Origin of the sequence: Agromyces bauzanensis, from assembly GCF_014645655.1 — a bacterium.
Taxonomy (GTDB): domain Bacteria; phylum Actinomycetota; class Actinomycetes; order Actinomycetales; family Microbacteriaceae; genus Agromyces; species Agromyces bauzanensis.
This window is the reverse complement of sequence record NZ_BMMD01000003.1, coordinates 101,074-114,641: the sequence shown is the minus strand read 5'-3', so window position 1 is coordinate 114,641 and position 13,568 is coordinate 101,074. Positions and strand designations below refer to the sequence as shown.

The window sequence follows — 13,568 nt, the reverse complement described above, 5'->3', positions numbered from 1 at the left end:
GGTCGGGCGCTCGAGAGCCTCGGCTTCTTCCAGGTGATGATCAGCTTCGTCATCGCGCTCGACTACACGGTCGTCATCGCGTGCGCGCTCAGCTACTTCGTGTTCTCGTTCGACGTGGCACGGCAGGCGGCGGTGCGGGTGGGCGGCGTCGCCGCGATCCTCTCGATCCTCCTGTTCTCCACCACGACGGGGCTCCTCGCCCTTGACGTCGCCGACCGGTGGGCGAACAACGTCGGCATCGTGGCGTCCGCCGTGCTCATGAGCGTGCTCGTGCTCCGGGTGGCGAGGACGACCATCGCGAGGACGAGGTGCCCGTCGAGCGCGACGCCTGAGCTGCGGCCGCCTCAGGCCAGGTGCGCGTGCAGGAAGGCCGCGACCCTTGCCCTGAGCGCCGCGTCGAGGATGCCGATCGAGTGCTCGCCGCCCGGCACGATCGCGATCTCGACGGGGACGCCCGCCGCGGCGAGCGCGGACGCGAACCGCTGCGACTGCCCGACGGGCACGACCTCCGACTCGGCATGGCCGATGAAGACGGGCGCGTCGCTCGGGTCGGCATGCGTCGCCGGCGAGGCATCCGCGGCGTGGGGGCATGCGTCGAGGGTCGCGCCGGGTTCGCAGTCGAGGTAATCGGCCACGATGCCGCGCAGCCACGGCGTGGCGCCGTCGGCGTCGAGGTCGACCGGGGTGAGCCCGACGGGACCCGACAGCTCGGCGACGGCCGCGACCCGCGAACCCTCGTCGAGCGGCCCGTCGCCCGTGGTGCCGAGGAGCGCCGCGAGGTTGCCGCCGGCCGACCCGCCGAACGCGCCGATGCGTGCGGGGTCGATGCCGAAGCGCTCGACCTGCTCGGGCACGCGCAGCCACTCGACCGCGAGCGCGACATCCTCGATCGCGGCCGGGAACCGCACGTCGGGCACCAGCCGGTAGTTGACGGATGCCGCGACGAAGCCCTCGCTCGCGAGCCACAGGCACACGTTGCGCCAGTCGACGTTCGCCTTGTCGCCGCGGGCCCAGCTGCCGCCGTGGATCGACACCACCGCCGGCCGCGACGGCACGAGGGCCTCGGCCGCTGGCGTGCACACGTCGAGGGTGAGCAGCGTGCCGTCCTCGCGGGTGCCGTACTCGAGGTCGGCGTGCACGTCGAGGCCGGCCGGCGCCGTGAACGTGCGGATGCCGATGATCTCGGCGCTCGCGACCTCGCTCGCGACATCCGGGCCCTGCGGGTCGATCTCGCGTAACGGCAGGTGGAAGCCCGAGAGCGCGCCCACGCCGACGACCGCCGCGATGGCGGCCAGCGCAGCCAATGCGATCCGCCTGGCGCGGATGCCGGGGCCGCCTGTGGTTCGGATCGAGGTCACGCCGGCTCCGGGTTCAGGGGTGGAGTGATGCTACCTCAGGTTCGGCGGATTCGCCCCGCACTCCTCGGCGCGCTGTCGCGGGTCACGTTTGCATGAGAATCGTCAGAAGAGGGCTCACCAGATCCGTGGCGCCGATTCTCATGCGAATTTCTGCGGTGGGCGCGGGCCTTGGCTCGCGAGAGGTGGTGCGGGGCGCTTTCCCAGCCGCGATCCGGTATCGTTGCCGAGTCGGTTCTGGACACCGCGCTGTGCGCGGATGGGTTTGTGAGTCCAAAGGGCCGGTTCCGAGGCATCCGCTCTCGGATAGTCACCGTATGTGAACGGCCCCGGTCGACGATGTTCCGGGTTCTCAGACCTGCTGTGCGCTTCGCGCGCCCGGCAGGCCTGCCATGTACTCCAGTACAACCCAGGAAGTGTCACCCATGCCCAAGAACAAGAAGCCCGCCGGCGGACGACCGGCGAAGAACTTCGATCCGAAGTACGCGAAGAGCAGTCGCGCCAAGCCGGGCTCGCGCAGTGCCGGCCACCGCGGCTACCGCCCCGAGGAGGCGGAAGCCCCGCGCAAGGAGCGCTGGTCACGCGATGAGCGCGTCGCCGCCGACCGCACGCCGCACCGCGCCGACCGCGACGGCCGCGATGCCCGTCGCGCCGAGGAGCGTCCCGCGCGCCGCGACGACCGCGCCCCGCGGTCGTACGACCGGGACGACCGTGCTCCGCGTCGTTCCGAGCGCGATGAGCGGCCGGCGCGTTCGTACGACCGCAGTGACCGTCCGGCGCGTTCGCATGACCGCACCGACCGTCCGGCTCGTTCGTTCGACCGCGACGACCGCACCCGTGCACCGCGTCACGACGGCGACCGTGCCGGATTCCGCGAGTCCGACCGTCGCCCGTCGAGCTTCTACCCGGCCAAGGACCAGGCGCAGCGGTTCACCGCGGCCGACGACGTCGTGCTCGAGCGTCTCGAGGCCGAGGCCATCCAGGCCGATGACGTCGAGGGCGTGACGTTCGCCGATCTCGGGCTCGGCGGCAACGTCGTGCGTGCGCTCGGGGAGCTCGGCGCCGAGTCGCCGTTCCCGATCCAGGCCGCGACGATCCCCGCGGTGCTCGAGGGTCGCGACGTGCTCGGCCGCGGCAAGACCGGCTCGGGCAAGACCATCGCGTTCGGCGCTCCCACCGTGGAGCGGCTGATGCAGCTCTGGACGGAGTCGGGCAAGTCGGGCGGCAAGCGCCAGATGGGGCGCAAGCCCCGCGCGCTCATCCTCGCCCCGACGCGCGAGCTCGCCCTGCAGATCGATCGCACGGTGCAGCCCATCGCGCAGAGCGTCGGCCTCTTCACCACCCAGATCTACGGCGGCGTGCCCCAGGGTCGCCAGGTCGGCGCGCTGCAGCGCGGCGTCGACATCGTGATCGGCACGCCCGGCCGCATCGAGGACCTCATCGAGCAGCGCCGGCTCGACCTCTCCGAGGTCGTCGTGACCGTGGTCGACGAGGCCGACCACATGTGCGACCTCGGCTTCCTCGTGCCGGTGCAGCGCATCCTCCGCCGCACCGCCGAGGGCGGCCAGAAGCTGCTCTTCTCCGCGACGCTCGACTCCGGCGTGGCCGAGCTCGTCGAGGAGTTCCTCGTCGAGCCGGCGGTGCACGAGGTCGCGGGCGAGGATCAGGCGTCGTCGACCATCGAGCACCGCGTGTTCATCATCGAGAACCGGGAGAAGCGCGACATCGTGGCGCAGCTCGCGAACCGCGAGGGCAAGACCCTCGTGTTCAGCCGCACGCGCGCGTTCGCCGAGGACCTGACCGAGCACCTCGAGGACTTCGGCATCCGCGCGGTCGCGCTGCACGGCGACCTCAACCAGTCGCGCCGCACTCGCAACCTGCAGCAGCTCACGAGCGGCCGGGTGAACGTGCTGGTGGCGACGGATGTCGCGGCCAGAGGCATCCACGTCGACGACATCGACCTCGTGATCCAGGCCGACGCGCCCGACGAGTACAAGACGTACCTGCATCGCGCGGGCCGCACCGGTCGTGCCGGAAAGGAGGGTCGAGTCGTCACGCTGATCCCGGGCAACCGCCAGCGCCGAATGACCGACCTGCTCGGTCGTGCCGAGATCGACGTGGCGTTCGAGCGGGTCGCCCTCGGCGACCAGATGCTGTTCGACATCGGCCAGGTCGACCTCGCCCAGGCGACCGATGAGTCCGTCGTGGCGGTCGAGCTCGAGGAGATCGAGATCGAGATCGAGATCGACGTCGACGAGCAGTCCGAGGAGCGCGCCTCCTAGGAGGCCGTCCGTACCGCGAAGGCGCGCATCCAACCGGATGCGCGCCTTCGTCGTCCGCGGGCGCGGCGCCAGGTGCGACATCCGTCCGGTGCCGATGGCGTCGAACCCGTGGTGTCCGGCGGGATGCGGGTCGGTACGCTTGAACCCGACGCGCCCCACGGGGTGCGGCCGCCGGCCGCACGGGAGCGCGGGACACGGGGGCGCGACATGGCCGACGACCGGAATCCGCAGGGCACGCCAGCGCCCGACCCGACGACGCCGGGGTCCGCCACGTCGGGGTCTCCGACGCCCGAGTCGGCGTCGCCGGAGTCCGCGACGCCCGGGTCGGCGCAGCCCGGATCGGCGCAGCTCGAGTCGGCGCAGCCCCCGGAGCCCGGCGCCCCCGGGCCGAACCGCGGCGTGAGCCGGGCGATGCTCATCTGGGTCGGCGTGGGTGTGGTCCTGCTGTCGTTCGTGGCGTCGTTCCTCGGTGCGTCGCTGGCACGATCCGCTGATTCGACCGAGCCGGTCGCGACATCGGCGCCGACGGTGGACGAGCTCGACGAAGCCGCGTACGAGGAAGCGATCAAGGAGATCCTTCCGGCGGGATCGGCGGTCCGCGCCGGCACCGGCGCGCCTGAATCGGGCAAGGGCTACGAGGGCGACGTCTACATCGACATCTCCACGTCCGACGTCTATCTGTTCCAGGACGACTGGACGCTCGTCGGGAACATCCGCACGTCGGCGGCCGAGAACCTCACCGGCGCGACCGGTGCGACCGGTGAAACGGGCGCGACCGGAGAGCAGGGTGAGCAGGGCGAGGCCGGCGCACCGGGCGAGCCGGGCACCCAGCTCACGCTCGGCCTCGGCGCACCCGAGAACGAGAAGTGCACCACCGACGGCGACGTCTACATCGACACGGAGGTCGTGGCCTTCTACGAGTGCGCCGAGGGTGAGTGGACGCTCTTCGGCCCGACCGATGAGGCGATACCTCCGTCCGAGCCCGCGGACGCGCCGACCGAGGAACCCGACGCCGGCTGAACCGATCGGATCCAGGCGCCCGCGCCCGACGAGTACAAGCCGAACCTGCATCACGCGGGCCGCACCGGTCGTGCCGGGCAAGGAGGGTCGTATCGTCAGCTGTCGTGCGAAGGCTCGCCCCCGCCAGCGGCGTGCCTTCGTCGGTCACTCCTCGGAGAGAGCACACGCACGATCGACCCGAGTTGCTCGAGGCGCCGCTCGTTGAGGGCGGCGCCCTCCATCATGTAGCTCTTGAGTACACCGTTGGCCCACCGTCGGAAGTGGATGCCCTCGGGTGACTTCACGCGGAAGCCGACCGAGAGGACCGCGTCGAGGTTGTAGTGCTCGACCGTGCGTTCGACGAGGCGGTCGCCCTCACGCTGAACTGTCGCAAATTCTGCGACAGTTGGAATCCCGTCCAGTTCCGCACGTCGGGCGTTGGCGATGTGCTTGCCGATCGTCTTCACGTCGCGGCCGAAGAGCGACGCCGTCCGGTGGCGAGTCAGCCAGACGGTGTCGGCAGGTGCGGATGCCAGGGCGCCGAGTGGCGGTCGGGGCATCCGTTTGCCATAATTACTTCCTGAACGGTCGGTCACTTATTCCTGCCCCATACGGCGGGCGGACGCCTACGCTGGGCGAGAGCGATCCATCACAGACAACGCGGTCAGGAGTGAGAAATGGCGGAGGCCTACCTCGTCGGTGGAGTGCGCACACCGGTCGGTCGCTACGGCGGAGTGCTCGCGAGCGTGCGGCCCGACGACCTCGCGGCGCTCGTGGTCGGCGAGGCCCTGCGCCGCGCGGGCCTCGACACCGACGCGATCGGATCGGGCGCGGTCGACGAGGTCATCCTCGGCGCCGCCAACCAGGCGGGTGAGGACAACCGAAACGTCGGCCGGATGTCGGTGCTGCTCGCCGGGCTCCCCGACTCGGTTCCCGGCATCACCGTGAACCGCCTCTGCGCCTCGGGCATGTCGGCCATCACCATGGCCGCGCGGGCGATCCGCGCGGGCGACGCCGACCTCATCGTCGCGGGCGGCGTCGAGTCGATGACGCGCGCTCCCTGGGTGCAGGCCAAGCCCGAGAAGGCGTGGGCCAAGCCCGGCGCGGCGTACGACACCTCCATCGGGTGGCGCTTCCCGAACCCGAAGCTCCTCGCCCGCGACAAGGCGACGTTCTCGATGCCCGAGACGGCCGAGGAGGTTGCCCGCGTCGACGGCATCACCCGTGAGGAGGCCGACGCGTTCGCCCTGCTCTCGCAGCAGCGCGCCGTCGCGGCGATCGAGGCCGGGCGCTTCGAGGCCGAGATCGTGGGCGTGCCCACCGCGCACGGCGAGGTGCTCGTCGACGAGGGGCCTCGCCCCGAGACCACGCTCGACGTGCTCTCGGGACTGCGCGCGGTCGTGCCGGGCGGCTCGGTCGTGACGGCGGGCAATTCGAGCGCACTGAACGACGGGGCATCCGCCATCGTGGTCGCGAGCGCCGAGGCGGTCGAACGATACGGGCTCACGCCCCGCGCCCGCGTGGTCGTGGGCTCGGCGGCCGGCCTCGCCCCCGAGATCATGGGCCTCGGCCCCGTGCCCGCCACGCAGAAGGCGCTCGCCCGGTCGGGCCTGTCGATCGGCGACCTCGGCTCGATCGAGCTCAACGAGGCATTCGCCACCCAGTCGATCGCGTCGATGCGCCGACTCGGCCTCGACGCCACGCGCGTCAACGCCGACGGTGGGGCGATCGCGCTGGGACATCCGCTTGGCTCGTCGGGCTCGCGCCTCGTCGTGACGCTCCTCGGTCGCATGGAGCGCGAGGACTCGCGCTACGGCCTCGCCACCATGTGCGTGGGCGTCGGCCAGGGCACGGCGCTCGTCGTGGAACGCGTGTGATGTCGGCGGATGGTCTCGAGACGTCGCTGCGCTCCTCCTCGACCAGCGGAGGGCGTGCGACCCTCCCGCTCCTCGTCGAGCGTCGCGACGACCGCGTCGTCGCGACCCTCAACCGCCCCGACGTGCGCAACGCGATCGACCAGGCCACGGTCGACGCCCTGCACGCGCTGTGCGCGGAACTCGAGGCCGATCCGCGCATCCTCATCCTCACGGGCGCGGCCGGCGTGTTCGCGTCGGGCGCCGACATCGCCCAGCTGCGGGAGCGGCGCGCGGAGGATGCCCGCGCCGGCATCAACGCCAACGCGTTCGTGCGCGTGGCAGAGCTGCCGATGCCCGTGATCGCCGCGCTCGACGGGTACGCCCTCGGCGGCGGCGCCGAGCTCGCATATGCGGCCGACATCCGGATCGCGACCCCCGCGCTGAAGCTCGGCAACCCCGAGACGGGCCTCGGCATCATCGCCGCCGCTGGCGCGACCTGGCGCCTCAAGGAGATCGTGGGCGACGCGCGCGCCATCGAGCTGCTGCTCACCGGCCGCACGATCGGCGCCGAGGAGGCGCTCGGGATCGGCCTCGTGACAGAGCTCCATCCCGCCGACGAGCTGCTGCCCGCCGCGCACGCCATCACCGATCGCATCGCGCGCAACGACCGCGCCGCGACGATCGCGACGAAGCGCGTGTTCCGGGCGCCGCGCGAGGCGCACCCCACGGTCGACCTCGAGGAGCAGGCCGTGCTCTTCGAGAGCCCCGAGAAGCACCGACGCATGACCGAGTTCCTCGAGAGGCGAACGAAGTGAGCGAGTCTCGATACGGCGCTGGCGCGCCTACTCGACCACCAGCGGCCGGAGCCCCGTCCGACGTCGGCGTGCTCGGCGGCGGGCGCATGGGCGCGGGCATCGCGCACGCGTTCCTGCTCGTCGGCTCCCGGGTCACGGTCGTCGAACGCGATGCGGATGCCGCGGCGGCGGCCTCGAAGCGGGTGCTCGAGTCCGTCGAGGCATCCGTCGCCCGCGGCACCGCCGACGAGAACGCGGGCGTCATCGGCGCCCGCTTCGCGACGAGCACCGACCTCGCCGACTTCGCCCGCTGCGGCCTCGTCGTCGAGGCCGTGCCCGAGGACCTGGAGCTGAAGATCGACGCCCTCACCCGCGTCGAGGCGGTGCTCGCGGCCGACGCGGCGCTCGCGTCGAATACGTCGTCGATCTCGATCGACCAGCTTGCCGCGCTCCTGGAGCGGCCGTCGCGCTTCCTCGGCATGCACTTCTTCAACCCCGTGCCGGCGTCGCAGCTCGTCGAGATCGTCCGCGGCGACGCGACCGACGGCGTGCTCGTGGCCAAGGCCCGTGAGTGGGTCGAGGCCATCGGCAAGACGCCGATCGTCGTCACGGATGCCCCGGGCTTCGCGTCGTCGCGACTCGGCGTCGCCCTCGGGCTCGAGGCCATCCGCATGCTCGAAGACGGCGTCGCGTCGGCCGAGGACATCGACAACGCCATGACTCTCGGATACAAGCATCCGCTCGGCCCGCTGCGCCTCACCGACATCGTCGGACTCGACGTGCGGCTCGGCATCGCCGAGTACCTCTCGTCGACGCTCGGCGAACGGTTCGACCCGCCCAACCTGCTGCGCCGCATGGTCGCCGAGGGCAAGCTCGGCCGCAAGACCGGCGAGGGCTTCTACCTGTGGGATGCCCCGTGAGCGGCACCCCCACGTACCACCTCGACACATCCAAGACCCACACGGACCGCGCCACTTTCGCAACCTCTGCGCCACATGAAGTGGCGCACCGCGCGGCGACGTGGCGCAGGGGAGCACCGGGCTCCCCATTGAAAGGAGCATGATGACCGAGATCCTGCCGAGCTATGTGAACGGCGAGTGGTGGACCCCCGATGCCGCGGCCGCGACATCCGCCGTCGAGGTGCGCGACGCGTCGACCGGCGACGTGGTCGCGCGCGTCTCGACCGAGGGGCTCGACCTCGGCGCGGCCCTCGAGTACGCGCGCACGGTGGGGCAGCGCTCGCTGGGCGAGCTGACCTTCCACCAGCGCGCCGTGCTGCTCAAGCAGATGGCGCTCGCGCTCACCGAGCGCAAGGCCGAGCTCTACGAGCTCTCGAGCCGTACCGGTGCGACGAAGCAGGACTCCTGGGTCGACATCGACGGCGGCCTCGGCGTGCTCTTCACGTATTCGGGCAAGGGCCGCCGTGAGCTGCCGAACGCGAAGGTGTACGTCGACGGCAATGTCGAGAGCCTCTCGAAGGACGGCTCATTCCTCGGTCGGCATATCTACTCGCGGCTTCCCGGTGTCGCCGTGCAGATCAACGCCTTCAACTTCCCCGTGTGGGGCTCGCTCGAGAAGTTCGCACCGGCCTTCCTGGCGGGCGTGCCCACGCTCGTGAAGCCCGCGACGCCCACCGGCTACCTCGCCGAGGCGTTCGTGCGCATCCTGGTCGAGTCGGGCCTGCTCCCCGAGGGCTCGCTGCAACTCGTGTCGGGCAGCGTGCCCGACCTGTTCGACCACCTGCGGCTCGGCGACCTCGTGGCATTCACGGGGTCGGCGTCGACCGCCGAGCGCCTGCGCGCGCACGACTCGGTGCAGACCGGTGGCGTGCGATTCACGAGCGAGACCGACTCGATCAACGCGTCGGTGCTCGGCGCTGATGCCGTGCCCGGCACGCCGGAGTTCGACGCGTACGTCAAGCAGCTCGTCGTCGAGATGACGAGCAAGGCGGGGCAGAAGTGCACGGCCATCCGCCGCGCGGTCGTGCCCGCGGCATCCGTCGACGCCGTGATCGACGCGGTGCGTGCGCGCATCCAGGAGCGCGTCGTGCTCGGCGACCCGCGAGTCGAGGGCGTCACGATGGGTCCGCTCGCGTCGGTCGCGCAACGTGACGAGGTGCTGCGGCAGGTCGGGAAGCTCGAGGCCGCGGGCGGCGAGCTCGTGATCGGATCGATGGATGCCCCGAGCGTCATGCGTGCCGACGGCGAGGCCGCCGACGTGTCCGACGGCGCCTTCGTCGCCCCCATGCTGCTGAGATTCACGGATGCCTCGAGCCCCGCGCTGCACGAGGTCGAAGCGTTCGGGCCCGTCGCGTCGATCGTCGGGTACGACACGGTCGACGACGCCGTGCGACTCGTGGCGCGCGGGGGCGGCTCGCTCGTGACGAGCGTGGCGACGCACGATCCCGAGGTGGCGGTGGCCCTCGCCGGCGGGATCGCCGCGTACAACGGTCGCGTGCTCTTCCTCGACCGCGACGACGCGCGCTCGTCGACCGGCCACGGCTCGCCGCTGCCGAGCCTCGTGCACGGCGGACCCGGGCGCGCCGGCGGTGGTGAGGAGCTCGGCGGCATCCGCGCGGTGCTGCACCACATGCAGCGCACCGCCGTGCAGGGCTCGCCCGAGATGCTCACCGCACTCACGGGCGTGTGGCACACCGGTGCGGCCTCGCAGCCGGGCGGCGTGCACCCGTTCCGGAAGTCGCTCGCCGAACTGCGCATCGGCGACCAGGTGGTGAGCAAGTCGCGCACGGTGACGCTCGAGGACATCGAGACATTCGCGAACTTCACCGGCGACACGTTCTACGCGCACATGGACGAGGAGGCGGCCGCCGCCAACCCGTTCTTCCCCGGCCGCGTCGCGCACGGGTACCTGCTCGTGTCGTGGGCCGCGGGCCTGTTCGTCGACGCGGCGCCCGGCCCGGTGCTCGCCAACTACGGCCTCGAGAACCTGCGCTTCATCACGCCCGTGTCGCCCGGCGACTCGATCCGCGTGGAGCTCACGGCGAAGGAGATCTCGCCGCGCGAGACCGACGAGTACGGCGAGGTGCGCTGGGACGCGGTGCTGAAGAACCAGGACGACGCCATCGTGGCGACCTACGACGTGCTCACGCTCGTCGCGAAGGAGCTCGCGCCGGCGGCCGTGTGACGGCCCCGGTGGTCGAGGTGCCGCGAAGCGGCGGATCGAGACCCGTGCACGAGGGTCTCGAGACGCGCCTGCGGCGCTACTCGACCGGTTTCGGCGGCTCGGTCGCGAGCGCGTACAGGCGATACCGCGGTGCGGTGGAGGTGGTCGACTCGAGCACCGCGGTGGCCCGCACGGTGCGAGCCGGCGGGCCACCCCGGCGGCGGCTACGGAAACATCGAGAACGGCAGACCCGTCAGACGGGTGACGCAGTGACGAGCCCGAGCCCGTCAGCGGCGTCGAGGAGGCGCCGGTCGTACGCCCACACCTCATCGGCCTCGAGGAGCGTGGCGGTGGCGAGGTGGATCGCGTCGAGCGAGCGAAGCGTCGGTGGGCCGATACGGCGGGCCACCGCGGTCACCTCTGGAGTGATCTGGGCTTCCTGCACGCCTGAGAGGGCACTGTCGCTCAGCCGGCCGATGAGTCGGGGATCGACGGTGTCGAGGCGGCTCCGAAGCGCGCGCGTCACTTCGACCCATGCGAGCGTCGACGAGGCCAGCACGGTGCCGGTTCGGGCGGCCGCGCCGAGGGCGGCGCCGATGGCGATGGATTCCGACTCGGCCACGACGCGCTTGAGCAATGCGCTGCTGTCGACGTAGACCAACATCAGAGTCGGTCGTCGCGGTCGAGGAGCGTCTCGGAGCTGACGCCGATGGGGAGGACGAGCTGCTCTTCACTCTCCTGGAACGGCCTGCGCGGGGGGATGAGGCTCGCCCGATACGACGACGCAGATCGGGCTTCGATTTCGAGATAGCGCTCGATCGCCCGGCGGAGGATCTCCTGTTGGCTCACGCCACTCGCGCGGGAGCGCTCACGAAGGGCATCCGCGATCTCAGGTGTCAGTCTCAGGTTCACCGCCATGATCGATGGTACCAAACGGTACCGGGTCGGCCAGGGCCGTATCGAGAACTCGACGTGGTCTCGATACGCTCGCCGGCGCTCGCTCCTCGACCACCGAGCGACTCAGCCGCGCAGCGCGAGCACGAACGGCAGCACCTCGGTGGCGCCCGCCGCGCGCAGGGCACGAGCCGCCACGGTCAGCGTCCAGCGGCTGTCGGCCAGCTCATCGACAAGCAGCACGCCGCCAGGCGGCACATCCAGCCCGTCGGCGGCGAACCGCTCCCAAACGCCGGCCAAGCGGAAGGCGCTGTTACCGCCGGGCCGACCCGTGGGCCCGCCGCCCACGGGGGTGAGGGCGCCGAGGTACGGAAGCCGCCCGACCTCGGCGAGCCCGCGTGCGAGCGAGTCCACGAGTAGCGGGCGCGACCGCGACGGCACCGACACGACCGCGACCGGCCGTTCGGCCCAGCCCCACTCGGCGAGCACGCGCACGCACGCCGCGAGCACCTGCGGCGACACCGGCGCGTCGGGCGCGCCCGCGGCGAAGAGCTCACGCAGCGTACCGCCCCAGCCGAGGTCGGTGAGCCGGGCGAGCCCGCGACCCTCGCCGGCCTGCTCGGCCGGTGCGATGCGCCCCTTCACGGGAACGCCGAGCCGGTCGGCTCCGGTGGGCCATGCGCGTCGCGGTTCGATCGGCACGCCGACGCGGTCGAGGGCCACGGATGCCGCGGCCGCGGCGCCCTCGGCCAGCTCGCCCGGGTACCACGCTCCCGCACAGGTGTCGCACCGACCGCATGGCGCCGCCGTGTCGTCGTCGAGCGAGCGCTGGAGGAACTCCATGCGGCACCCGTCGGCCTGCTCGTAGTCGATCATGTGCTGCTGCTCGGCCTCGCGCTCGGCGGCGATGCGCTCGTAGCGCTCTGCGTCGTAGGTCCACGGCGTGCCGGTTGCGACCCATCCGCCCTGCACGCGTCGCACGGCGCCGTCGACGTCGAGCACCTTGAGCAGCAGCTCGAGCGGCGTGCGCCGGATATCGACGCGAGCCTCGAGCGCGGGCGTCGAGAGCGGCACGTCGGAGAGCTCGTCGATGACGCGGCGGGCGCGCTCCTCGTCGGGCATCGACGCGGTCGCGAAGAAGTGCCAGATCGCGCGGTCCTCGGTGCCCGGCAGCAGCAGCACGTCGGCGCTCTCGCTCGCGCGACCGGCTCGGCCGACCTGCTGGTAGTACGCGACCGGCGACGACGGAGCGCCGAGGTGCAGCACGAAGCCGAGGTCGGGCTTGTCGAACCCCATGCCGAGTGCACTGGTGGCGATGAGGGCCTTGACCTCGTTGCGCTTCAGCATGCCCTCGGATTCCTCGCGCTCGTCGGGATCGGTCTGGCCCGTGTAGGCGCGCACGCTGTGCCCTCGCTCGCGCAGGAGCCGCGCCGTGTCGTTCGCCGCCGAGACCGTGAGCGTGTAGATGATGCCCGATCCCGGCAGGTCGTCGAGATGGCTCAGCAGCCACGCGAGCCGCGTCGGCGCATCGGGCAGCCGCAGTACACCGAGTCGCAGCGATGCACGGGCGAGCGGCCCGCGAATGGTGAGCACGTCGCCTGACGAGCCGAGCTGCTCCGCGACATCCGCCACCACCCGGCTGTTCGCCGTGGCCGTGGTGGCGAGCACCGGCACGCCCGCTGGGATCTCGGCGATGAGGTCGCGCAGCCGCCGGTAGTCGGGCCGGAAGTCGTGACCCCAGTCGCTGATGCAGTGCGCCTCGTCGACCACGAGCATGCCGATGCGGCGCACGAGTGCCGGCAGCTGCTGCTCGCGGAACGCCGGGTTGTTGAGCCGCTCGGGCGATACGAGCAGCACGTCGACCTCGTCGGCGGCGAGCCGCGCCTGCACGTCGGCCCACTCGTGCGGGTTCGTGGAGTTGATGGCGACGGCGCGCACCCCGGCGCGCTCGGCCGCCGCGATCTGGTCGCGCATGAGCGCGAGGAGCGGCGACACGAGCACCGTGGGTCCGGCGCCCTGCCGTCGCAGCAGCAGCGTCGCCACGAAGTACACCGCCGACTTGCCCCAGCCAGTGCGCTGCACCACGAGCGCCCGACGCCGCCCGGCGACGAGTGCCTCGATCGCCTCGAACTGACCGTCGTGGAACTCCCCGTCGCCGCGGCCCACGAGCTCGCGCAGCGCGGCCAGCGCGGAGGCGCGGAGGTCGGTGGATGGGGCGGCGAGCGTCATGCCCCCACTCTTGCCGATCCCGCTGACATTCGCCTG

At 71.8% G+C, this 13,568-nt stretch carries 12 protein-coding genes; 6 read left to right on the top strand and 6 right to left on the bottom strand.

What is annotated here, in order from left to right; genetic code table 11:
• Positions 1 to 92 precede the first annotated feature (92 nt).
• Both IEX31_RS19400 and IEX31_RS04355 read right to left on the bottom strand, forming a co-directional pair.
• A complete protein-coding gene (locus IEX31_RS19400) occupies positions 93 to 296 on the bottom strand; it encodes a hypothetical protein (protein WP_188742344.1) in 204 nt (67 codons plus the stop codon).
• Between the two features lie 48 nt (positions 297 to 344).
• Positions 345 to 1,358, bottom strand: coding sequence for an alpha/beta hydrolase (locus IEX31_RS04355; RefSeq protein WP_188742220.1), 1,014 nt, complete (start codon positions 1,356 to 1,358; stop codon positions 345 to 347).
• A 422-nt stretch (positions 1,359 to 1,780) separates the two neighbouring features.
• Here IEX31_RS04355 and IEX31_RS04350 point away from each other — a divergent pair, with 422 nt between their 5' ends.
• The gene (locus IEX31_RS04350) at positions 1,781 to 3,637 is read left to right on the top strand and encodes a DEAD/DEAH box helicase (RefSeq protein WP_188742219.1); all 1,857 of its coding nucleotides are present in this window, start codon (positions 1,781 to 1,783) and stop codon (positions 3,635 to 3,637) included.
• Positions 3,638 to 3,844: 207 nt separating this feature from the next.
• On the top strand, positions 3,845 to 4,657 hold the full coding sequence (locus IEX31_RS04345) for a hypothetical protein (protein ID WP_188742218.1): 813 nt from the start codon (positions 3,845 to 3,847) through the stop codon (positions 4,655 to 4,657).
• Between the two features lie 95 nt (positions 4,658 to 4,752).
• Here IEX31_RS04345 and rhuM read toward each other — a convergent pair whose 3' ends face one another.
• Complete coding sequence (gene rhuM / locus IEX31_RS04340) at positions 4,753 to 5,196, bottom strand: RhuM family protein (RefSeq protein WP_188742217.1); 444 nt, start codon at positions 5,194 to 5,196, stop codon at positions 4,753 to 4,755.
• A 117-nt stretch (positions 5,197 to 5,313) separates the two neighbouring features.
• On the opposite strand from rhuM, the gene IEX31_RS04335 reads away from it, so the two are divergent.
• From IEX31_RS04335 to paaZ, 4 genes are all read left to right on the top strand, one after another.
• Complete coding sequence (locus IEX31_RS04335) at positions 5,314 to 6,513, top strand: acetyl-CoA C-acyltransferase (RefSeq protein ID WP_188742216.1); 1,200 nt, start codon at positions 5,314 to 5,316, stop codon at positions 6,511 to 6,513.
• The gene (locus IEX31_RS04330) at positions 6,513 to 7,307 is read left to right on the top strand and encodes an enoyl-CoA hydratase/isomerase family protein (protein ID WP_188742215.1); all 795 of its coding nucleotides are present in this window, start codon (positions 6,513 to 6,515) and stop codon (positions 7,305 to 7,307) included. Before IEX31_RS04335 ends, IEX31_RS04330 begins: the two co-directional genes overlap by 1 nt.
• Positions 7,304 to 8,206 (top strand): 3-hydroxyacyl-CoA dehydrogenase family protein, encoded by a 903-nt coding sequence (locus tag IEX31_RS04325; RefSeq protein ID WP_188742214.1) that lies wholly within the window; start codon positions 7,304 to 7,306, stop codon positions 8,204 to 8,206. The genes IEX31_RS04330 and IEX31_RS04325 overlap by 4 nt, the downstream gene beginning before the upstream one ends.
• A gap of 142 nt (positions 8,207 to 8,348) precedes the next feature.
• The gene (gene paaZ / locus IEX31_RS04320) at positions 8,349 to 10,430 is read left to right on the top strand and encodes a phenylacetic acid degradation bifunctional protein PaaZ (protein WP_188742213.1); all 2,082 of its coding nucleotides are present in this window, start codon (positions 8,349 to 8,351) and stop codon (positions 10,428 to 10,430) included.
• A 232-nt stretch (positions 10,431 to 10,662) separates the two neighbouring features.
• Here paaZ and IEX31_RS04315 read toward each other — a convergent pair whose 3' ends face one another.
• The 3 genes from IEX31_RS04315 to IEX31_RS04305 all read right to left on the bottom strand — a co-directional run bounded on the left by IEX31_RS04315 (position 10,663) and on the right by IEX31_RS04305 (position 13,532).
• Entirely contained in the window at positions 10,663 to 11,073 is a 411-nt protein-coding gene (locus tag IEX31_RS04315; protein WP_188742212.1) for a type II toxin-antitoxin system VapC family toxin, read from the bottom strand.
• Positions 11,073 to 11,327, bottom strand: coding sequence for a ribbon-helix-helix domain-containing protein (locus IEX31_RS04310; RefSeq protein WP_188742211.1), 255 nt, complete (start codon positions 11,325 to 11,327; stop codon positions 11,073 to 11,075). The genes IEX31_RS04315 and IEX31_RS04310 overlap by 1 nt, the downstream gene beginning before the upstream one ends.
• A gap of 102 nt (positions 11,328 to 11,429) precedes the next feature.
• Complete coding sequence (locus IEX31_RS04305) at positions 11,430 to 13,532, bottom strand: RecQ family ATP-dependent DNA helicase (protein ID WP_188742210.1); 2,103 nt, start codon at positions 13,530 to 13,532, stop codon at positions 11,430 to 11,432.
• Between the last annotated feature and the right edge of the window lie 36 nt (positions 13,533 to 13,568).

Coding starts and splice junctions, on each gene's coding strand:
- IEX31_RS19400 (WP_188742344.1), bottom strand. CDS start 296: ATGGTCGTCCTCGCCACCCGGAGCACGAGCACGCTCATGAGCACGGCG.
- IEX31_RS04350 (WP_188742219.1), top strand. CDS start 1,781: ATGCCCAAGAACAAGAAGCCCGCCGGCGGACGACCGGCGAAGAACTTC.
- IEX31_RS04345 (WP_188742218.1), top strand. CDS start 3,845: ATGGCCGACGACCGGAATCCGCAGGGCACGCCAGCGCCCGACCCGACG.
- rhuM (WP_188742217.1), bottom strand. CDS start 5,196: ATGCCCCGACCGCCACTCGGCGCCCTGGCATCCGCACCTGCCGACACC.
- IEX31_RS04335 (WP_188742216.1), top strand. CDS start 5,314: ATGGCGGAGGCCTACCTCGTCGGTGGAGTGCGCACACCGGTCGGTCGC.
- IEX31_RS04330 (WP_188742215.1), top strand. CDS start 6,513: ATGTCGGCGGATGGTCTCGAGACGTCGCTGCGCTCCTCCTCGACCAGC.
- paaZ (WP_188742213.1), top strand. CDS start 8,349: ATGACCGAGATCCTGCCGAGCTATGTGAACGGCGAGTGGTGGACCCCC.
- IEX31_RS04315 (WP_188742212.1), bottom strand. CDS start 11,073: ATGTTGGTCTACGTCGACAGCAGCGCATTGCTCAAGCGCGTCGTGGCC.
- IEX31_RS04310 (WP_188742211.1), bottom strand. CDS start 11,327: ATGGCGGTGAACCTGAGACTGACACCTGAGATCGCGGATGCCCTTCGT.
- IEX31_RS04305 (WP_188742210.1), bottom strand. CDS start 13,532: ATGACGCTCGCCGCCCCATCCACCGACCTCCGCGCCTCCGCGCTGGCC.